Source organism: Virgibacillus sp. AGTR (genome assembly GCF_016919725.2).
Classification (GTDB): Bacteria; Bacillota; Bacilli; order Bacillales; family Amphibacillaceae; genus Virgibacillus; species Virgibacillus salarius.
The window spans coordinates 1-19616 of the sequence record NZ_JAJERH010000080.1 but is presented as its reverse complement, the minus strand read 5'-3'; the positions used below and the strand labels follow the sequence as shown (position 1 = coordinate 19616).

Annotated in this window: 19 protein-coding genes, 2 pseudogenes and 1 other annotated feature; of the genes and pseudogenes, 15 read left to right on the top strand and 6 right to left on the bottom strand. The window is 36.8% G+C overall.

Going from position 1 to position 19616, the window contains the following annotated elements:
* Positions 1 to 254: 254 nt before the first annotated feature.
* A complete protein-coding gene (gene fosB, locus JUJ52_RS19775; RefSeq protein WP_371413947.1) occupies positions 255 to 683 on the top strand; it encodes a metallothiol transferase FosB in 429 nt (142 codons plus the stop codon).
* Positions 684 to 1090: 407 nt separating this feature from the next.
* Positions 1091 to 1282 (top strand): hypothetical protein, encoded by a 192-nt coding sequence (locus JUJ52_RS19770; protein ID WP_121604787.1) that lies wholly within the window; start codon positions 1091 to 1093, stop codon positions 1280 to 1282.
* A gap of 98 nt (positions 1283 to 1380) precedes the next feature.
* Here JUJ52_RS19770 and JUJ52_RS19765 read toward each other — a convergent pair whose 3' ends face one another.
* The gene (locus JUJ52_RS19765) at positions 1381 to 1791 is read right to left on the bottom strand and encodes a DUF6376 family protein (RefSeq protein WP_205388367.1); all 411 of its coding nucleotides are present in this window, start codon (positions 1789 to 1791) and stop codon (positions 1381 to 1383) included.
* A gap of 141 nt (positions 1792 to 1932) precedes the next feature.
* Between JUJ52_RS19765 and JUJ52_RS19760 the strand changes: the two genes are divergently transcribed.
* Positions 1933 to 2658, top strand: a complete 726-nt coding sequence (locus tag JUJ52_RS19760) for a hypothetical protein (RefSeq protein ID WP_205388368.1) — start codon at positions 1933 to 1935, stop codon at positions 2656 to 2658.
* Between the two features lie 171 nt (positions 2659 to 2829).
* On the opposite strand, the gene JUJ52_RS19755 is transcribed toward JUJ52_RS19760, so the two are convergent.
* Positions 2830 to 3306 (bottom strand): YusW family protein, encoded by a 477-nt coding sequence (locus tag JUJ52_RS19755; RefSeq protein ID WP_026682066.1) that lies wholly within the window; start codon positions 3304 to 3306, stop codon positions 2830 to 2832.
* A 333-nt stretch (positions 3307 to 3639) separates the two neighbouring features.
* Here JUJ52_RS19755 and JUJ52_RS19750 point away from each other — a divergent pair, with 333 nt between their 5' ends.
* The 3 genes from JUJ52_RS19750 to JUJ52_RS19740 all read left to right on the top strand — a co-directional run bounded on the left by JUJ52_RS19750 (position 3640) and on the right by JUJ52_RS19740 (position 7939).
* Positions 3640 to 5001, top strand: coding sequence for a DHA2 family efflux MFS transporter permease subunit (locus tag JUJ52_RS19750; RefSeq protein WP_371414012.1), 1362 nt, complete (start codon positions 3640 to 3642; stop codon positions 4999 to 5001).
* Between the two features lie 65 nt (positions 5002 to 5066).
* Positions 5067 to 5276, top strand: a binding site (T-box leader).
* Positions 5277 to 5574: 298 nt separating this feature from the next.
* Positions 5575 to 6666: a glutamate 5-kinase gene (gene proB / locus JUJ52_RS19745; RefSeq protein WP_026682068.1), complete on the top strand. Its 1092-nt coding sequence runs from the start codon at positions 5575 to 5577 to the stop codon at positions 6664 to 6666.
* A 25-nt stretch (positions 6667 to 6691) separates the two neighbouring features.
* Positions 6692 to 7939 carry a glutamate-5-semialdehyde dehydrogenase gene (locus JUJ52_RS19740; RefSeq protein WP_026682069.1) on the top strand — a complete coding sequence of 416 codons (1248 nt, stop codon included), beginning with the start codon at positions 6692 to 6694 and terminating at the stop codon, positions 7937 to 7939.
* Positions 7940 to 7983: 44 nt separating this feature from the next.
* Here JUJ52_RS19740 and JUJ52_RS19735 read toward each other — a convergent pair.
* The 3 genes and pseudogenes from JUJ52_RS19735 to JUJ52_RS19725 all read right to left on the bottom strand — a co-directional run.
* A pseudogene (locus tag JUJ52_RS19735) lies at positions 7984 to 8191 on the bottom strand (MerR family transcriptional regulator).
* Positions 8192 to 8471: 280 nt separating this feature from the next.
* Positions 8472 to 8624, bottom strand: a complete 153-nt coding sequence (locus tag JUJ52_RS19730; protein ID WP_152525437.1) for a Fur-regulated basic protein FbpA — start codon at positions 8622 to 8624, stop codon at positions 8472 to 8474.
* Positions 8625 to 8664: 40 nt separating this feature from the next.
* Positions 8665 to 8802, bottom strand: a pseudogene (locus JUJ52_RS19725) (LrgB family protein); the annotation flags it as partial.
* A 220-nt stretch (positions 8803 to 9022) separates the two neighbouring features.
* On the opposite strand from JUJ52_RS19725, the gene csaA reads away from it, so the two are divergent.
* From csaA to JUJ52_RS19685, 8 genes are all read left to right on the top strand, one after another.
* Complete coding sequence (gene csaA / locus JUJ52_RS19720; protein WP_026682070.1) at positions 9023 to 9352, top strand: chaperone CsaA; 330 nt, start codon at positions 9023 to 9025, stop codon at positions 9350 to 9352.
* A 128-nt stretch (positions 9353 to 9480) separates the two neighbouring features.
* Positions 9481 to 9912 carry an RDD family protein gene (locus JUJ52_RS19715; RefSeq protein WP_121604793.1) on the top strand — a complete coding sequence of 144 codons (432 nt, stop codon included), beginning with the start codon at positions 9481 to 9483 and terminating at the stop codon, positions 9910 to 9912.
* Positions 9913 to 10136: 224 nt separating this feature from the next.
* Positions 10137 to 11501, top strand: a complete 1365-nt coding sequence (locus JUJ52_RS19710; protein ID WP_026682072.1) for an FAD-binding oxidoreductase — start codon at positions 10137 to 10139, stop codon at positions 11499 to 11501.
* Between the two features lie 504 nt (positions 11502 to 12005).
* On the top strand, positions 12006 to 12275 hold the full coding sequence (locus tag JUJ52_RS19705) for a hypothetical protein (RefSeq protein ID WP_121604794.1): 270 nt from the start codon (positions 12006 to 12008) through the stop codon (positions 12273 to 12275).
* Between the two features lie 233 nt (positions 12276 to 12508).
* Positions 12509 to 13447, top strand: coding sequence for a nucleoside hydrolase (locus JUJ52_RS19700; protein ID WP_121604795.1), 939 nt, complete (start codon positions 12509 to 12511; stop codon positions 13445 to 13447).
* Between the two features lie 17 nt (positions 13448 to 13464).
* A complete protein-coding gene (locus JUJ52_RS19695; protein ID WP_026679672.1) occupies positions 13465 to 14415 on the top strand; it encodes a nucleoside hydrolase in 951 nt (316 codons plus the stop codon).
* A 22-nt stretch (positions 14416 to 14437) separates the two neighbouring features.
* Entirely contained in the window at positions 14438 to 15649 is a 1212-nt protein-coding gene (locus tag JUJ52_RS19690) for a NupC/NupG family nucleoside CNT transporter (RefSeq protein WP_205388369.1), read from the top strand.
* Positions 15650 to 15692: 43 nt separating this feature from the next.
* The gene (locus JUJ52_RS19685; protein WP_121604796.1) at positions 15693 to 16628 is read left to right on the top strand and encodes a nucleoside hydrolase; all 936 of its coding nucleotides are present in this window, start codon (positions 15693 to 15695) and stop codon (positions 16626 to 16628) included.
* 305 nt (positions 16629 to 16933) lie between these two features.
* On the opposite strand, the gene JUJ52_RS19680 is transcribed toward JUJ52_RS19685, so the two are convergent.
* Positions 16934 to 17311: a hypothetical protein gene (locus JUJ52_RS19680; RefSeq protein WP_121604797.1), complete on the bottom strand. Its 378-nt coding sequence runs from the start codon at positions 17309 to 17311 to the stop codon at positions 16934 to 16936.
* Between the two features lie 190 nt (positions 17312 to 17501).
* Between JUJ52_RS19680 and htpG the strand changes: the two genes are divergently transcribed.
* A complete protein-coding gene (htpG, locus tag JUJ52_RS19675) occupies positions 17502 to 19382 on the top strand; it encodes a molecular chaperone HtpG (protein ID WP_026679675.1) in 1881 nt (626 codons plus the stop codon).
* Positions 19383 to 19616 lie beyond the last annotated feature (234 nt).

Here is a 19616-nt window from a genome sequence, read left to right as displayed (position 1 = left end):
TTTTTAAAAAAGATAAGAAAGTATAAAATTTCTAATCGGGCGCTTGCGCTTTTCCTTAGGAAAAATACTGACATTTACCTCCTCCAAAAATGAGGCAAGCATTGAATTCATATAAATGAGATAATTAATTAAACGTATTAGCCTCCTCTTAAGCTGGTTGACACTCTGTCATGATAGGAGACAACAGGAGTGGACGAATGTATAGTTTGTTTGGTGAGGTGCGAATTTGCTTAAACATGCGTTGAAAGAGAGGGATGACGTTGACAATTAATGGTATTAATCATTTGCTTTTTTCAGTATCGGATTTAGGTAGGTCTATTAGCTTTTATGAACAGGTCTTTCAAGCAAAGCTTCTAGTGAGGGGGAAGCGTACAGCATATTTTGATTTAAACGGTCTATGGCTGGCTCTAAATGAAGAAATAGGAATTCCTCGTACGGAAATTCATCATTCCTATACACATATCGCTTTTTCTATTGAGGAAAAGGATTTTTTAAGTGTTTATCAAAGATTAAAGAGCCTAGGTGTAACTATTCTAAATGGAAGAAAAAGAGATATACGTGATCAACAATCCATTTATTTTACTGATCCAGATGGTCATAAGTTTGAATTCCATACAGGTACGCTTGCGGATCGATTAGACTATTATAGGGATGAAAAGCAGTATATGGAATTCTTTGATTGACAAGAGGCGTTGTGAGGGGAATACTAAGTTTTGGCTTATGAGAAGTTAAAAGCGTAACTTTGGACAGGGGTGTATATATTAGGAGCTGACCTTTAAACGTTAGATCAGCTCCTAGCTTTTTTTATAAGTTAAGAAAGTATAAAATCAGTGCAATGACTGCGTTAAGCGAAGTAGTTATTTTGAAATGTTTGATGTATATTGGCAATGCTCCGACTAATTACTTCGCTTTCCGCGGACACGGCCTCAACTAACTTTGCAAAGAAGAACACGTTGCAAAGTGGATTTTCGGCTCGCCGCTAATCCCGCAGGAGTCTACGTAATTAGTCTCCGCTATGAGAAGGTGCAACAATTCTTGTCATAAGTAATAGTTGACTTTTTTACAATGGATAAAGTGAAAATCGCTATCCGTGAGTATAAAAGCAGCTGTGTTACTTCATGCTAGCGTTGTAGAGCCTGATAATAGCGAAGGTCAGCCACTTCAACTCCTGTGGGAAATGTTTGACCTGAAGATCCACTTTTTTGAGCGGGTTTTGCTAAAAAAGTTAGCTGAAGGACAAACCCCACGGAAAGGGAAGTGGGCAGCCGGAGTGATTCCATAATAGCTACTAGAGGAAGCGTAAATCTGAGCATGTAGTGATAAGGACTGAGCGAATTTTGCTCCGTTTTTCTTAGTATAGCGAAGTTCTGGCGTTACTATCTATTGGTCAAGAGCTTCAATTTGATTTTTAAGATCGGTGATATTTTCTATGGTTTGATATAAATCCGATTGTTTTAATTGTTCCACTGCTGTCTCGCCACTGTCGATGATATTATTTGTTGTATCTAACAGTACTTGGCTTTTGTTTTCTAATTCTTGATGAATATCTGTGGCAATGGTAGGTGGATCAATTGTCATAAAATCTTCTATGGTACCTTTTAAAGATTCTAGATGAGATAATAGTGCTTGCCCTTCAAGTGAAGAGGTTTCCTCAGCAAAGTTGCTTAGTGTATTGATATAATCACTTGCTTCATTTGCATAATTCAATGAATGAGTCGTTTCTTCTAACAACGAACATCCACTAAGGAATACTAATGTAACAGTAATAAGTAATAGGAAGCTTTTTTTCATTTGCTTCTCCTTTCAGTACAATTGTGTCTTTAATTAATTTACGTTGAAATGCCTGTTTAAGTTTCAAGCATATATGTATAAATGTTTTTCTAACTAATGGGGAAACTATTTGCTTGAGAGCAACTAGAAAGGGTGTTAAAAATGAAAAAAATAATGTATTTCCTAGCAGTGCTTGTTTGTTTGGTTAGTATTGGAGGGAATGCTGTCTCTGCTGAATTTCTTGATATGCGAGTAACGGAGACAAATGATGTAAAGCAGCATAAAGATGTTTATAAAGCTTTACTGTTACAAAAAGCAAAAGAGTTAGGTATTGAAGTAGAAGGGAAATCCATAGAAAAGATTAAAAAGCAAGTTGTTCAGACCAGTATAACCAATACTGCTAAGGAATTAGGGATTGCAACAGAAGGTAAGAATATAAACGAGTTAAAAAAGGAAGTCCATCATGCTAAAGTAATAAAAAAAGCGAAGGAACTAGGTTTAGATGTACAAGGAAAGGAACCAGATCAGCTAGCAAAAGAAGTCCATGAAACAATGATTAAGAAAAAGGCAGAAAAATTAGGCATAAGTGCCGAGGGAAAGGATATTCAAGAGCTTCAGAAAGAAATTATCAAAACAAAGGTAACAAAAGCAGCTGAAAAGTTTGGAATTGAGACAGAAGACGAGGATATTCGTGGCTTAATCCAAGCTATTCATGAGGCAAAATTATACCATACTGCTGAAAAATTAGGCATACTTACAACCAATAAAAGCGCAGATGAACTAATGGAAGAGATCATCGTTAACCATTCTACAGAGGCAAAAGAGCTAAACTTATATCCATTTCAGAATGGTAAGTTACATGTTCATCCTCACCATAAACTTTATTAGCTATGTAAAAAGAACAAGCGATAGAGATTAGAGGGTCTCCATCGCTTGTTCTTTTTAAGTTATAATTATGATGTGATAAGGTGGGAATCCAGCAATCCTTACAAAATGACAGTCAAACTTAACCTTTTGCTTTAAATTCGATTAATTGTTTTAATTAGAGTAAGTCGTTATTTAATATTCTTTTTCTGTACCAGTTGCAAACGTAATGTCTAAATCCAGTAAGGCATCTTCTGGAATGTTAAAAGCTTTTCGAACCGCTGCTAATACTTCCTCTTTTGAACTATTCTCATCAAAGTCAAATTGAGCGAAGTGATCATCTAACTCATGTAGCGCCTCATCGTTAGAAAGTCTTATTCCTTGATTTTTATCGTTATAACTCGCTTCGACCCGGTCAGGTACAAATTCGTATTCCACTTCAACAGCGTCTTTTATATTTTCAAAGTCAGCTTCTAAATCAAATTCTATAAAGCTGTAAGGCGCCTCGGATACGGAGGTAGTCTCACCGTTATTCTTATCTTGCTGCATATCAGCCGGTTTTTGTTCGGTTTCTTGTTGCGTATCATCTGCTCCGCAAGCAGTTATTACATTGAATAATACGATTAAGGCTAGTAATGCTATAACTCTAACCATAGCTAGTTTTTTCTGCATATGTATCGCTCCATTCTACATAAGATGCTAGTTATCATTTTAACCCTTTGTGATGGATTTCAAACCAAAAATATGTCATTTTTTATTTATCTATCCTATGACAGCTATTGAAACTTTTTAGTTTGTGTTGGTATTCGATTATGGTAAGATGATATCTATGACTAAAAATTGAAGTCTGCTTATGGAGTTATAATACAAGCAAAAAAGTTGAATAAAAAGCGATTGCTGAGGAATCCATAAGATATCAGATTATAAAAGAAAGAAGGAAGTTTTATGGTGGATAACAACATTTCAGAAGTAAATAGTCCAACTTCTGTAAATAAGGTACCGCTAATGATCGTACTGATATCCGGTGCTTTTGTTGCCATTTTAAATCAGACATTATTAGCTACAGCCCTGCCGCATATTATGATTGATTTGCAATTGGATGCAAATACAGCGCAATGGCTGCAATCTATTTTTATGCTCGTCAATGGAATTATGATTCCGATTACTGCATTTCTTATTGAACGATTTACAACGAGAGGACTATTTTTATCAGCATTAACGATTTTTGCGATAGGGACAATTATTTGTGCATTAGCACCGAATTTCGCTGTGTTAATGGCTGGACGTGTAGCACAAGCAGCAGCTGCTGGTATTATTATGCCGCTTATGCAAACCATTTTATTCCTTATTTTTCCGATTGAAAAACGTGGGTCGGCAATGGGAATGTTTGGTTTAGTTATTGCATTTGCACCAGCGATAGGACCAACATTATCTGGATGGCTTGTTGAACATTTTCCGTGGAGAAGTCTTTTTTTCGTTATATTGCCAATTATTATTGTCGATATTATTGTTGCTTATTTCATATTAAAAAATATTACAAATCGTACATTCCCCAAATTGGATATATTATCGATTATCCTTTCAACCTTAGGTTTTGGAGGACTATTGTACGGATTTAGTACTGCTGGAAATAGCGGTTGGGGAAGTTTGCAAGTAATTCTCTCCTTAGTTATAGGTGCAATTGCACTTACGCTGTTTATTTGGAGACAAATGAAATTAGAACAACCAATTCTTGAATTTCGTGTATTTAAAAATAGCATTTTTACACTTACAACAGTCTTAGGGATGGTTGCGTTTATGGCTATGATTGGGGCTGCAGTGGTCTTACCATTATTGGCGCAGAATATGCTTGGGTTTACTGCATTGGAATCAGGATTAATGCTATTGCCAGGCGCTGTTGTAATGGGAATTATGAATCCAATTACAGGTAGATTATTTGATAAGTTTGGTGCACGTTGGTTAGCGATCATCGGATTAACGATCGTAACAGTTACTACTTTTATGTTCACCGATTTATCAACAGATACGACATTTACTTACCTTGCTACAATTAATGCAATTCGGATGTTTGGTATTGCGATGGTAATGATGCCGGTTACGACTGCTGGTTTAAATCAGCTTTCCGTAAAATTAATTCCGCACGGAACAGCTATGAATAATACGATGCGACAAGTGGCTGGGGCAATTGGTACTGCTCTATTGGTTACGGTTATGACAAACAGTGCAGTACCTGATGAAGGTATAAATGGAATGATTCATGGAGTAAATGTTTCGTTTATTGTTGCAGGCGTGTTTGCGATTATTGCATTAATCCTCTCTTTCTTTATCAAGCGTTCACAGCCTGATTCTGTACACATTCGTAGATAATCGGTAGTGATTTTGCAAAAACAGTTGACATTAGTAACATTTCTATCCATAATATTAAAAAACATATGTGAACGGAAAAGAAGGAATAGTATGTAATCGAATGAGTGCCAGAGAAGTGAGGTATTTGCTGGAAGCTCACATACTCTTTAGTTACAGAACGTGCCTTCTGAGTCCTACTTGAAGTAGGCGCTTTGTATGGCGTTAAAGCAATAAGCGGGATGTTATTCATCCAATTTAGGTGGTACCGCGGAAGAAAAGGCTCTTTCGTCCTTATTCATAGGGCGAATAGGGCTTTTTTATCCTACATATAAGTGGGGTAAGACTCCCACTTCAAGCAAAAAGGGAAATCAATTCAGATAAGTGGGGGATCGCCTGCCAGTAATTGTCCGATTGGTTCAAAGGTCTTTAGATCATACCCTTGTGGTACTAACCATCCGTGGGAGATGAAAAAAACTCCAAGGGATTGAAGTTTTACTTTATAAATGGAGATGCTAGCTATTTTTTAACTTTAAAAGTCTGATGATTAAGAATTAAACGTCAGGTGATTGGGCTTAAGAAATGAGGTATATGAAAATGAGTAAAAAGAGAATTGTAGTTAAAATTGGGAGTAGTTCATTAACGAATGCGCAGGGGGAAATGGATGTGGCGAAGTTAACGGAACACGTTCAAGCGATAGCAGCGCTGCGCCAGCATAATCATGATGTTATTCTCGTTTCTTCAGGAGCTGTTGCTGCAGGATTTTCTAAAATTGGGTACGGCTCTCGTCCAGTTACCTTGAAAGGAAAGCAGGCATCAGCTGCAGTAGGTCAAGGTTTACTTATTCAAACATATATGGAAAAGTTCGCAGAACATGATTTAAAAGCTGCACAACTTTTATTAACACGCGATGATTTTACGAACAGAAGCAGATATAAAAATGCCTTTAATACCATCATGGAGCTTATAGAGCGGCGTGTCGTTCCAATAATTAATGAAAATGATACGGTGTCCGTTAATGAATTGACTTTTGGGGATAACGATATGCTTTCTGCTTTGGTTAGCGGAATAGTTCATGCTGACGAATTGATTATGCTTACAGATATTAATGGCATATATAATGGCAATCCCCGTCATCAATCAAACGCAACAAAATATGATTATTTAGAAACAATTACTCCAGAAATGATTGCTGCAGTTGATCATACACGCTCAACGGTTGGTACTGGTGGAATGAAGTCCAAATTGGAAGCCGCAAAAATGGCATTATCTTTAGGAGTAAGTGTATTCATTGGAACAGGAAAAGGAGAAAATAAATTACTGGAAATTTTAAATGGGAATGGTGATGGTACATATATTCGAAATCGATCAAAAGAAACCATTACTACAAATAGACAATGGATTGCTTTGCACTCTGAATCTATGGGGGAAATTTATGTAGATATAGGAGCAGAAGAGGCAATCTTATATCATGGTGCTAGCCTGTTATCAGCAGGCATAAATAGTGTAAAAGGACATTTTGATAAGGGGGATGTTGTAGAGGTATATGGACATAATGGTTTGATTGGAAAAGGTGAAGTAAGCTGCTCCGAGGAAGTAATTGTAAAAGAAATCGAAGCTAGAAGTCTAAAGCAAAGCTTCCAATCTTCAAGAGTCATTCATCGTGACCGCTGGGTGCGGTTAAAGTAAAAATGTAAAAAGGAGAGGAGAACAGATGGAAGAGATACAGACGAAAGGAAAATTGGCTAAAAGAGCAAGCTTTCAATTAAATGCAGTAAGTACAGATGATAAAAATAAGGCGCTGGAATGTATAGCGAAGCAAATTCTAATGGAAGAGGATTTGATATTAAAAGAGAATCGTAAAGATCTACAAGAGGGAGAAAATAAAGGATTAACAGCTTCTATATTAGATCGAATTATGTTAAATAGCGATCGATTACAAGCAATGCATGATGCTATTATTCAACTTATACAAATAGCTGATCCTATTGGTGAAGTGCTCGAATCAATTGACAAAGAGAATGGCTTACGTATCTCGAGAAAGCGTGTACCTATTGGTGTGATTGGCATGATTTACGAGGCTAGGCCAAATGTCACTATTGACGCAGCTACGCTGGCATTGAAGACAGGTAATGCGGTAATTTTAAGAGGAAGTTCATCCGCCAAACACTCTAATCAAGCGCTCGTTTCTGTTATTCATCGAGCTTTAGCGAACAGTAGGTTACCAATTGATTCTGTTCAGCTAATCGAAAATACAAGCAGAGAATCAGCTAAGGAGCTTTTTACATTAAATAGCTATTTAGATGTTTTAATTCCTAGAGGCGGAAAAAATTTAATTGATACTGTAATACGTGAATCAACAGTCCCAGTAATTGAAACAGGAGCAGGTAATTGCCATTTGTTTATCGATGAATCTGCAGATTTCCAAATGGCGCAGGATATTGTATTGAATGCAAAACTCCAAAGGCCCTCGGTATGTAATGCAATGGAATCCTTATTAATTCAGGAGCGGTGGTTTGAAAACTATGGTGGACAGTTACTCGAGCAGCTGCATAAAAACGATGTAGATGTCATTGGGGATAAACAAGTATGTTCCAAATTTTCCTTTGCAAAACCAGCGACTGAAAAGGATTGGCAGACAGAATATCTTGATTTAGCTGTTAGTGTTAAAATAGTTAAAAGCTGTGAAGAAGCGATCCATCATATCAATTTATACGGCACGAAGCATTCTGAGGGGATCATTACAGAAAATGTAGAACATGCTGCTCTTTTTCAACAACAAGTAGATGCAGCGGCAGTCTATCACAATGCCTCTACTCGTTTTACGGATGGATTTGAGTTTGGTTATGGTGCAGAAATTGGAATTAGCACACAGAAATTACATGCGAGAGGTCCCATGGGACTTCCAGCATTAACATCAAGCAAATTCTTTATTCAAGGAAATGGACAAATTCGTAGCTAATAGAGCTTGGATAGTAGTAGAACGGCTGCATCGTGTAGCCGTTTCTATGACCTTTTTATTTCGGCCGTTTGTCCCCCATCCTCACATAAATCTGCTATTCTCATGAGTAGTTCAATAGTTCAATAGTTCAATAGCTGTAAAGGAGTATTTACGTGTACCGACCTTGCTTCTATCAGGAAATAATAAACCTCATTCTTCGTAATACCTAATTTTTCGTTCAGACAATCCAGTAAGCCCATGTACAATTCCAATGGATCTTTATATGATGTCATTTCAACCATCCTAAAGCTATGTTTATTCTAGTATCTCATTTTGATGTTAGAGAAACTAACATATTGCTTAGACAAATGAAAAATATCAAAGGAATGTCCCAAAAGGTCGCTTTAATTGGAGTATTTCCATTCTCCGTGGGTGACGCTTCAGCATTAAACAAAATTTACTCACATCAAGCTGTGCATACGATTGTTCCCATAGTGTCTTGTATATTCCAGTCTTTTGTACTTTTTCGCTGATGAGACATCCCCCGAAACTTCTATAATTGATAAAATTCAACCATTCTTTGGAGTTCGCTTAGCGTCAATGCTTCTAGGTCGCTATCGTTTTCTAGCACTCCGGCTTTTTGTAATTTTTTTATATAGTAGCGTTTCACCTCTTCAATTCCTTCACGTAGCAGATTTTTGCTCATGTGCAAAGCACCTCCATCATTTGCAGTTGTACTTATTAAACTATGAGATAAAGGAAAGGATTGGTACGACTAAAGCTAAAAATAAGGCAGATGTCGGCATTGCGATGCTACCCATTGCCCCTTCTTCCTCACCCCGAACGAGTGAATGGTTTGCGCCAAGCATTTGTGCAGATGCTCCATAGCAAAACCCTTAGATCCCATCAATAAGATAGTAATAGAATGAGGCTGAGACAAAAGAATGAAGAAACAATAAAAACGAACCTAATTAATTTCATCAAATAATTATCGTTCGTTTTTTGATCAGAATCATCATTACAAATTACTATTTTGACAGGAAAACAGGAATCAAATGTAGAATTAGTGTAAGAGGAGTAAAAAGGAATTGGAGGGGATAGTAAATGGCAACTATTCAAGATTTTTTACAAATAGATATGCGCATCGGTACGATAAAGAAAGCGGAATCATTTCCGGAAGCTAGAAAGCCAGCAATTAAACTTTTTATTGACTTTGGGGAGTTGGGGATGAAACAATCTTCTGCTCAGCTAACAAAACGGTATACCCCAGCTGAATTGGTTGGGCGTCAAGTTGCAGCGGTAGTTAATTTTCCACCGATGCGAATTGCTGGGTTTAAATCAGAAGTCCTCGTGTTAGGTGGCGTACAAGAGGAAGGAGATGTCGTCTTATTAAGTCCTTGTGAAGAGGTGGAAAATGGCACGCGAATTTCATAACTCTTACGAGAAATACATACATTTAGATAATTATTTATAGGTAGAAGTTTCACTTTATAAAGAGTTAAAAGGCTAAGAATATCGTAGTTCGTATACATCTGAGTAAATCATCAAGGAGGGAAAAAGTAATGACGAATTATAAACCTGCAGGCTTTTGGATACGGGTTTTGGCAAGTTTGCTCGATTCTTTGTTAATTTCTGTATTAGCTGCTATGATTGCTGCTATGATTAATGATCAAGATTTTGTTTTCTTTTATTCCCAAACGGAAATAGATCCCTCTACTTCCGATACTTGGGCTTCCATTATTTATATCATTGTATTTATCATTATATTTACTGCAACAAAATGGAAGGGGAGTCCGGGAAAAATTATATGTAATATTCAAGTCGTAAATACAAACATGACCCAAATTAGTATATGGAAATCAATTGGAAGATACTTAAGCTATTTCGTTTCGGCGCTAACACTGTTTATCGGTTATTTACTGGCAGGCTGGAATGAGGAAAAAAAGGCGCTGCATGATATGATTTGTCAAACGAGGGTGGTATATCGGAATTGAAGAGCTTTTTATATGTGACGATTTGTTGTCTTGGATTAAAAAAGATACTTCCTATTGGAGCCGGCATATGAATAGGATTTTCGTAATAAATTTCCTATAGATAAAACAAATATTTTCCAAAAATGCTAATGCAATAATTCACAGATATTTTCAGCGATCCACATGTATTAAGCTGTAGGTAGTGCATGGAATGACTCGTTTACTAAAAAGAAGGAGAGAGAGGATTGACAATACTCGATGCATTAAAAAAGATACTTCCGTCTGAGCATATAAGTGATAATGACACGGTTCTTGAACAGCATAGTTCCGATGAATCGTATCATACTCCTAAGTTACCGGATGTTGTGGTATTTCCGCAAACCACTGAAGAGGTTAGCCAGATAATGAAAGTAGCTTGTGAATATAAGACGCCTGTTGTTTCTTATGGGTTGGGAACAAGTCTAGAAGGTAGCGTGATTCCATACGAAAAAGGAATTGTAATCGATTATACGTTGATGAACAAGGTGTTAGAAGTACGACCAGACGACTTTCTGGTTAAAGTTCAACCTGGTGTGACGAGGAAACAACTCGAAAGGGAGTTGAAAAAATATGGACTGTTTTTCTCAGTTGATCCAGGGGCGGATGCAACGCTTGGTGGTATGGCTGCTACGAATGCAAGTGGAACTACATCGGTAAAATATGGAATTATGCGAGACCAGGTACGAGATCTAGAAGTAGTGCTCGCGGATGGGACGATTATACATACGGGAAGTATGGCAGCTAAGTCTTCTTCAGGATACCACTTGAATGGTTTATTTGTAGGATCGGAAGGTACATTAGGTTGCTTTACAGAGTTGACGTTAAAAGTACACGGTATTCCAGAGCAAATAATGGCAGGGAGAGCTGCTTTTCAAACATTAGATGAAGCTGTTGCTGCAGTTATTAGTATTTTACAGGCTGGAATACCGATAGCGAGGGTTGAATTAGTAGATGATCAATCAATGAAGCAAATCAATCTTTTTAGTGACACAACTTATAGAGAAGTTCCTACGGTGTTTTTAGAATTCCATGGAAATGAAGCGGGTCTAAAGCAGGATGTGGCATTTACGAAAGATTTATTAGAAGACCACCGGTGTCAAGTGTTAGCCTTTGAATCAAACACGGCAGCTAGAAATCGATTATGGGAAGCAAGGCATAATACAGCCTATGCATTTCTTCATAGCTATCCAGGTAAAAAGCAAATGGTGACGGATGTATGTGTGCCAATTTCGGAACTAGCTGGAGCAATTAAAGATGGGAGAAAGGCAGTAGAGGCCTCAGGACTTACTGGTGGAATTGTGGGACATGTTGGCGATGGCAACTATCATATTCTGCTAATGGTTGATGCGGATGACCCAACAGATATAGAAAAGGCTAATCAAGTGAATAGGCAGATTGTTGAATATGCTTTAAAACGTGGAGGAACTTGCACAGGAGAACACGGAGTAGGAATTGGTAAGGCGAAATACCAAGAAGCAGAGCATGGTAACGCGCTTGAAATCATGCGTAAAGTAAAAAGTGTGTTGGATCCGAACAATCTTTTGAATCCTGGTAAGGTTCTATACGATTAGAGAATTCGTTTATAATTTAGTATAAAATGTCTCTTAAAGTTCATTGTAGTGCAGGGGCTTAAATAGATGATACTCCTGTGAGCAAGCAAAGGTGTGGAAAAACGGAGTAGTGGATTTAATTCATAGGGAAGCTGAAGATTAAAAAAGCTGAAAAAGTTTTATTCACCAAATAAATAAGGCGCTCTTCGATGGAAAGCTGGCGTGATTTTAATGACCCGGCTTTTTAGTCTAGGAAATTATAATATTTGCTTATGTGGATAAATAGGGGTGTGTTGGGCCGTGTCCAGCTCCAGCGCCCAGAACTAGGCGACTTCATGAATCGCCATCATCGACTCGCGAACACATCGTAATTCCTTTATCTCTGCTGGCTCTCTCCAGTCGCTACGTTTCAAATAGGGAGTTTGCGCTTTTAATCTGGTGCAGTAGCTATACGATACATAGTTTCTGCAAATAATGGGATTATATAAACAGATGTCATTTTATTTATTTGATAGGAGGGTAGCGATGTCACAACAAAACCAACATCAAATGATTGAAACATGCACGATTCAAGTAAAACAGGCTTATCAAATGATTGAACAAGCGAAAACGAATGGGGATATGCGACAGTTACAAGAGGCTGAGCAGGAGTTACGTCAAGCTGAAGAAAATTTGCATGCAGCTCAGGAACGCTTTGGAACAGCAGCTCTCGAAAATCCGCAGTTTCAACAAACGCAGGAGCACTTACATGATGCTCGTCAAGAAATTGAACATTTTAGACAGAATCACAAATAAGGAAGCTCTGCTCAAGGGCTTTCTTTTTATTGTTCGGAAATAAAATGTAAATAAGTGTAAATTGTTATTGTTTGTATGATTACATTAGGATTTATTTTATATTTTTTTGGATAACTTAATTAAATTGTAATTTTTTTTATAAAAAACGAATATTTCATTGTAATTGGAATGAGGGTTTTTTATAATAGAATCATTCACATGAAAAATACTAAACAACATGGGAGGACTTTTTTATGACAAAGAAAGTTTATTTAAATCACGACGGCGGTGTTGATGATTTAATTTCATTATTCTTATTACTTCAAATGGAAGAGGTTGAATTATTAGGTGTTGGTGTCATACCTGCGGATTGCTATTTGGAACCAGCGATGTATGCAAGTCGGAAAATTATTGATCGATTTGGTAATGGTGAGGAAATAAGTGTAGCTGCATCTACATCACGAGGAAAGCATCCATTTCCAAAAGACTGGAGAATGCACGCATTTTTAGTTGACGCATTACCAATTTTAAATGAATTTTTACCAATTAAAACAAAAGAAGCCAATATACCGGCTCATAAACATTTGATTCAAACGCTACGCCAAAGCGAAGAGCCAGTTACATTAGTCTTTGTTGGCCCTTTGACAGATTTAGCTAGAGCTTTAGAGGAAGCGCCTGATATTGAAGCAAAAATAGAAAAATTAGCGTGGATGGGCGGAACTTTCTTGGAGACAGGTAATGTAGAAGAACCGGAACATGATGGGTCAGCGGAATGGAATGCATTTTGGGATCCAGAGGCAGTGAAAACCGTTTGGGAAAGCAACATTGAAATAGATTTAGTAGCACTGGAAAGCACAAATATGGTTCCACTTACACTAGACGTTAGAAATAGTTGGGCTTCAGAAAGAAAGGATTTAGGAATTGATTTTCTAGGGCAATGCTATGCAATGGTTCCGCCACTTGTTCATTTTCAAACAAACTCTACGTATTTCCTTTGGGATGTTCTGACAACAGCAACAATTGGGAAAAGTGATCTCGTTAAGAAAAAACAAGTGAATAGTATTGTTCATACGGAAGGAAAAAGTCAAGGTAGGACAGAATTATCAGAACATGGTCGACCAGTGAACTTAGTATATGAAGTGAACCGTGATCAATTCTTTCAATACATTACAGACTTATCAAGACAAAACTGAATAGGAGTTGCAGCATCATGAGACGAGTTATTATTGATACGGATACCGCTGGCGATGACACAATCGCATTACTAACTGCTCTTTATCATTTTAAGGTTGAAGGTGTTACGATTACTGGCGGAAATGTTGATTTTGATCAAGAGGTAGAGAATGCTTTATACACCATTCAAGTATTTAATCCAGATTATAATGTACCTGTCTATAAGGGACATGAGAGGCCAATTTTGTCGATTGGGGAAACTGTTCATCGCACAGTAGAGGATGTTCATGGCAAAGATGGTATGGGAGATTCCTTTTTTGAAAAGGCAGATCAACGTCCTGAAGATGGACATGCGGTTAACTTCATCATTGAAAAAGTTAAAGCGAATCCTGGTGAAATTGAATTTTTAGCGATTGCACCATTAACAAACATTGCCATGGCCATAAAAAAGGATCCAACAATAGTAAAGGATATTCCACATATTTATATCATGGGTGGAACAAATAATGCATTAGGAAATATTACTGCTGCAGCTGAGTATAATTTTTGGGTAGATCCAGAAGCCGCAAGAATTGTTTTACATGCTGGCATCCCAATCACGATGGTGGGATGGGATATGTGTACGGATTATTCTGTAATGAATGATACCGATCACCAGGAAATTGCGGCAATCGGTACGGCACGTTCAAAATTTTTTATGGATATTAATCGCGTAGTCATGAAATTTAATAAGGAAGTTCATAAAATCGATGGGACAACCCATCCTGATACATTGTTAGTTGCTATTGCAGCAAACGAAGAACTAATGATAGCATCTAATGATTATTTTGTTGATATTGAAACAAAAGGTGAACTAACAAGAGGCTACAGTTTAGTGGATAGGAATAACCGTAGTGAAAAATCACCAAATGTGCGTGTGTGCGAAGGTGTTGATAGAGAAAAGTTTAGAAATACGCTCATCAAAGTTTTATCAACGAATTCATACTGACAACGAAGAGAGGTTTGCTACAATGGAAATTTTATGGGGAATTACTGGAATTATAATCATATTATTTATTGCATTTCTACTTTCTAAAAGCAAGAAATCAATAAACTTTCGTACAGTTATCGGTGCACTAGCCATTCAATTTATTTTTGGTTTTATCGTATTAAAATGGGAATTGGGAAGAAACTTTTTTAAAGGGATCACTTCTATTGTTGAGCAAATTATTAACACATCAAACGATGGTATTAGCTTCCTATTTGGAGGCTTGCTTGGTATGGAAGGAGTTGGAATGATATTTGCGTTTCAAGTGTTGCCTGTCATTATCTTTTTTTCTTCACTAATTTCTGTTTTATTCTATATCGGGGTTATGCAAGTGCTAACAAAGGCGATCGGTGGCTTTTTATCACTTATCTTAAAGACAACAAAGCCAGAGTCATTATCAGCAGCAGCAAATATATTTGTAGGCTTGACAGAGGCTCCACTTGTCGTTAAACCATATTTGGAAAAAATGACAAAATCAGAGTTATTTGCGGTGATGACTGGAGGAGCAGCTTCTGTTTCAGGTACAGTACTTGTCGGTTACTCGCTACTTGGTGTGCCATTAGATTATTTACTTGCGGCGGCATTTATGGCTGCACCTGCAGGTTTGTTAATTGCTAAAATGTTAGTACCAGAGACAGAAGTGCAAGAAGAGCAACTAATTAAGATTGATGCAGAAAAAGATGCACAAAATATTGTTGATGCAGCTTCTAACGGTGCTTTAGTTGGACTTAAACTTGCATTGAACATTGGCGCATTGTTATTGGCGTTTATTTCACTTATTGCATTGGTGAATCTTGGGCTAGACTGGGTTAGTGGCCTGTTTGGATTTGAGGCAATTACCATTGAGCAAATACTTGGATACGTGATGGCACCCCTAGCTTTTATTATCGGAGTACCTTGGGATGAAGCAGTACAAGCCGGTTCTTTTATTGGTCAAAAGTTCGTTTTAAATGAATTTGTTGCGTTTAGTAACTTTGGAGCAGAAATTGAACATTTCTCAGATAAAACAGTAGCAGTTATTACGTTTGCCTTATGCGGATTTGCTAACCTAGCAAGTATGGGGATGCTCATTGGAGGAATTGGTGGGCTTGCTCCATCGCGAAAAAATGATTTAGTAAGGCTGGCATTTCTAGCCATTATTGGTGGAACGCTAGCAAATTTATTGAGTGCAGCAATAGCAGGAATGCTAATTTGATAAATATGAATGAATTAGTGGTGAGCAGAAAGAGGATGAGGAAATGGATAAGATAATTCTGGATGTTGATACCGGAGTGGATGATGCCCTTGCTATTTTAATGGCAGTAGAAAGTGGACAATTAGAAATAGCAGGAATAACAGCTGTTAATGGGAATGTACCACTCGAACAAGTTATGGTAAATAGCAAAAAGGTATTACAATTGGCTGGAAGAAGTGATATCCCAGTTTATCGTGGAGCTGGCCAACCACTTTTGAAAGGAGCCTTCCATGAGTTTGGTGTTCATGGAGATGATGGAATAGGTGGATCGCTTCAAAACATCGTTCCACGAGTAGAGGATCCAGTATTATTTGCTCCTGATTTTATGATTGAACAGGCAAAGAAATTTCCAGGAGAATTAACATTAATTATGGTTGGCCCGTTGACTAATCTTGCTTTAGCTTTACGTAAAGAGCCAACTCTCCCTCAGTTAGTGAAGCAAGTTGTTGTGATGGGGGGGCTTGTTTCTGAAAGCGGTAGAGGAAATACGCTACCAACTTCAGAATTTAATATCTTTGCAGATGCAGAGGCGGCAAAGATTGTATTTCATTCTGGAATGCCTATAAAATTAGTCAGCTTAGACGTAACCATGAAAACCTTTCTTACGAAAGAACACATTGAACAATTGCAAGGGTCTTTGTATTATGATTTTGTAATGAAAAGCACGGAGGTTTATCGTAAGTATAGCATGGATAATTATGGACAGAATGGTTGCGCACTTCATGATCCATTAACCGTCGGGGTTGTTCTTGATCCTTCGCTTGTTAAAACGGCAAAATACTTTGTGGACATTGAAACAAAAAGTGAGTTGAGCTACGGACAAACCATTTGTGATTTTCTCCACCTATGGAAAAAAGAACCAAATATTGAAGTGTGCTTTGCAGTAGATGCAGATCGATTTACTACTCTCTTTTTAGATACGTTAAAGAAGCAATTGTGACCCGTGAGCTTGGGGAAATATATGTATTTGTCTTAGAATAGGGTTGGAATATAGCTAAAACGGTCCATTAAAAAGGCGAACAATGTAATACGCTATCACTTGAAATATATGTAGACGCCTTGAAAAAAATGCGATGTATCGCTGCCCTTCCATATATGAGGGAGAAAAGGCATCGGTGAGTCTCCAAAGTAAGTTAGGCGAGGAGACTCACCAGCCATTCGCAGCACAGCGAAGTATATTTCCGGAATAGCTTAGTTATATTTTTCTTTAATGAAAACACGTTTGATTCCGTCTTTTTTACTTAATCATAAAAAGTCATATACGCTTTGACGTTTGTACTGTGAAGTTTTTTTTACATAAAATTCCGCTTCATTATTAGATCCATCCACATATCCACCAATATTCCTAAAGATTGCACATTCATCATGAGATAAATACCTTTCGCCTACAAAGTCGTCTCCAACAGGATCATCTTCCCATAATTTATACCATCCCGATGGCCCAGCTGTTAAGCAATACTTAAAATCACCACCAGTGGACTCGGCAATGCCAGTAGTATTAAAAAATATGGAAGAACCAATATAATCCCATGTTCCAGTAACGTTTGATTTTGCTGAAATCAATGAAAGCGATGCAAAGAAAATTGTTGCAAATGCTATCAGAATCGCTACTACTTGTTTCATAAATTCTCTTTACATTATTAAAATGAATGGTAAAATGTTTCGGACGGATATTATAATTTTAATTATTTTCCGCCTATTTAGTTATAATAATAGACAATTAACTAGATTATTGACAGAAGATATAGATTATGATATTTAAACTATGATATTATTAATTATTCAGAACCGATTAAAAAGGAGAGAAGCTAAAATGGAAAAGAAGCAATTCAAAGCCGAATCTAAGAGATTACTAGAGTTGATGGTGAATTCGATATATTCCCAACGTGAGGTGTTTTTGCGTGAGTTAATATCCAACGCTAGTGATGCCATGGATAAAATGTACTATCGAAGTTTGACGGATGAGAATTTATCTTTTAATAAGGATAGTTATTACATACAGATCATTCCAAATAAAGAAGAGCGTACACTGAAAGTAATAGATACTGGAATTGGAATGACAAAGGATGAATTAGAAACAAATCTTGGTACGATTGCTAAGAGTGGATCATTCGCTTTTAAAAATGATACAGAATTAAAAGATGGGCATGACATTATTGGTCAATTCGGTGTGGGTTTTTATGCTGCATTTATGGTTGCTGATGTAGTAACAGTCATTAGTAAAGCCTTGGACAGTGAAGAAGCATATAAATGGGAATCAACTGGTACAGAAGGATATTCAATTACTTCATATGAGAAGGAAGAGATTGGAACCGAAATCATTTTAAAGATAAAGGATAATACGGAAGACGAGTCGTATGATTCCTATCTAGAAGAAGCTCACTTAAAAGAAATTATTAAAAAATACTCTGACTTTATTCGTTATCCAATCAAAATGGATGTAACAAAAAGTAAGCCAAAGGATGAAGAAAGTGATGAGTATGTTGATTATGTAGAAGAAGAAACGATAAATAGTATGGTTCCAATTTGGAAGAAGAATAAAAATGAATTAACAGACGAGGATTATGAAAATTTCTATCAGGAAAAGCGATATGGCTTTGACAAGCCTTTAAAATCCCTTCATATAAATGTAGATGGTACTGTTAGGTATAATGCTATTTTATTCATACCTGAAAATACACCTTTTGATTATTACTCAAAAGAATTCGAAAAAGGGTTAGAGTTATATTCCAATGGGGTACTAATCATGAATAAATGTGCGGACCTTCTGCCTGACTATTTTAGCTTTGTTAAAGGAATGGTAGATTCAGAGGACTTATCACTGAATATTTCTCGGGAAATGCTACAGCATGATCGTCAATTAAAGGTAATAGCGAAAAATATAACGAAAAAAATAAAGACTCAACTATTGCATTTGTTAAGAGATGATCGAGAAAAGTATGAAAAATTCTATGATTCATTCGGTAGACAATTAAAGTTTGGAGTATATAACGAGTTTGGAGCAAATAAAGAAACGTTAAAAGATTTATTATTATTTTACTCCTCTAAAGAAAAGAAATTAGTCTCACTGGATGAATACGTTAAACGCATGCCTGAAGACCAAGCCTATATTTATTATGCTTCTGGTGAATCCATTGAACGAATTGAGAAATTACCACAAACTGAAATGGTAGCAGATAAAGGGTATGAAATACTATATTTCACTGAAGAAATTGATGAATTTGCTATTAAAATGCTCATGAACTATCAAGATAAGGAATTCAAATCTGTTTCTAGTGGCGATCTTGGTTTAGATGAAGAGACAGATAACGAAACAGATAAAGATAAGCAGGAAGAAAATAAAGAACTCTTTGCATTTATGAAGGAAAATTTAGCGGGTAAGGTAAAGGATGTGCGTGCATCCAAACGTTTGAAATCTCACCCTGTTTGTCTATCTGCTGATGGAGATATATCTTTAGAAATGGAAAAAGTGTTGAATTCCATGCCAAATAACCAGCAAGTTAAAGCGGATAAAGTATTGGAGATAAACACGAACCATGATATTTTCCAAGCATTACAAACGACATTTGCGAATGACAAGGACAAAACAGCCCTGTATACAAACCTATTATATAATCAGGCTTTACTTATAGAGGGGATGCCTGTAAATGATCCAGTTGCATTTACGAATGATATCTGCAAGGTTATGATTTGATAGATTAGTGATAGGTCTCAGACAATACACAACTTCTATACTATACGAACAATCATATTATCCAACATATAACTGGCAGTAAGATCCACACTTCAAACAATAAAATAAAACCAATATTGGTAAGTGTGGACTAACTACCAGTAAATATCCGATGGATTCAAAGGCATTTAGATATACCATTGTGGTACTAGCAATCAGTGGGGGGTATGTACCCCCCACTGATTGAAGTTTTAC

Bases quoted from the DNA above. Each gene is read 5' to 3' on its own strand.
- fosB (WP_371413947.1), top strand. From the start codon at position 255: ATGACGTTGACAATTAATGGTATTAATCATTTGCTTTTTTCAGTATCG.
- JUJ52_RS19765 (WP_205388367.1), bottom strand. From the start codon at position 1,791: ATGAAAAAAAGCTTCCTATTACTTATTACTGTTACATTAGTATTCCTT.
- JUJ52_RS19760 (WP_205388368.1), top strand. From the start codon at position 1,933: ATGAAAAAAATAATGTATTTCCTAGCAGTGCTTGTTTGTTTGGTTAGT.
- JUJ52_RS19755 (WP_026682066.1), bottom strand. From the start codon at position 3,306: ATGCAGAAAAAACTAGCTATGGTTAGAGTTATAGCATTACTAGCCTTA.
- JUJ52_RS19750 (WP_371414012.1), top strand. From the start codon at position 3,640: ATGATCGTACTGATATCCGGTGCTTTTGTTGCCATTTTAAATCAGACA.
- proB (WP_026682068.1), top strand. From the start codon at position 5,575: ATGAGTAAAAAGAGAATTGTAGTTAAAATTGGGAGTAGTTCATTAACG.
- JUJ52_RS19740 (WP_026682069.1), top strand. From the start codon at position 6,692: ATGGAAGAGATACAGACGAAAGGAAAATTGGCTAAAAGAGCAAGCTTT.
- JUJ52_RS19730 (WP_152525437.1), bottom strand. From the start codon at position 8,624: ATGAGCAAAAATCTGCTACGTGAAGGAATTGAAGAGGTGAAACGCTAC.
- csaA (WP_026682070.1), top strand. From the start codon at position 9,023: ATGGCAACTATTCAAGATTTTTTACAAATAGATATGCGCATCGGTACG.
- JUJ52_RS19715 (WP_121604793.1), top strand. From the start codon at position 9,481: ATGACGAATTATAAACCTGCAGGCTTTTGGATACGGGTTTTGGCAAGT.
- JUJ52_RS19705 (WP_121604794.1), top strand. From the start codon at position 12,006: ATGTCACAACAAAACCAACATCAAATGATTGAAACATGCACGATTCAA.
- JUJ52_RS19700 (WP_121604795.1), top strand. From the start codon at position 12,509: ATGACAAAGAAAGTTTATTTAAATCACGACGGCGGTGTTGATGATTTA.
- JUJ52_RS19695 (WP_026679672.1), top strand. From the start codon at position 13,465: ATGAGACGAGTTATTATTGATACGGATACCGCTGGCGATGACACAATC.
- JUJ52_RS19690 (WP_205388369.1), top strand. From the start codon at position 14,438: ATGGAAATTTTATGGGGAATTACTGGAATTATAATCATATTATTTATT.
- JUJ52_RS19685 (WP_121604796.1), top strand. From the start codon at position 15,693: ATGGATAAGATAATTCTGGATGTTGATACCGGAGTGGATGATGCCCTT.
- JUJ52_RS19680 (WP_121604797.1), bottom strand. From the start codon at position 17,311: ATGAAACAAGTAGTAGCGATTCTGATAGCATTTGCAACAATTTTCTTT.
- htpG (WP_026679675.1), top strand. From the start codon at position 17,502: ATGGAAAAGAAGCAATTCAAAGCCGAATCTAAGAGATTACTAGAGTTG.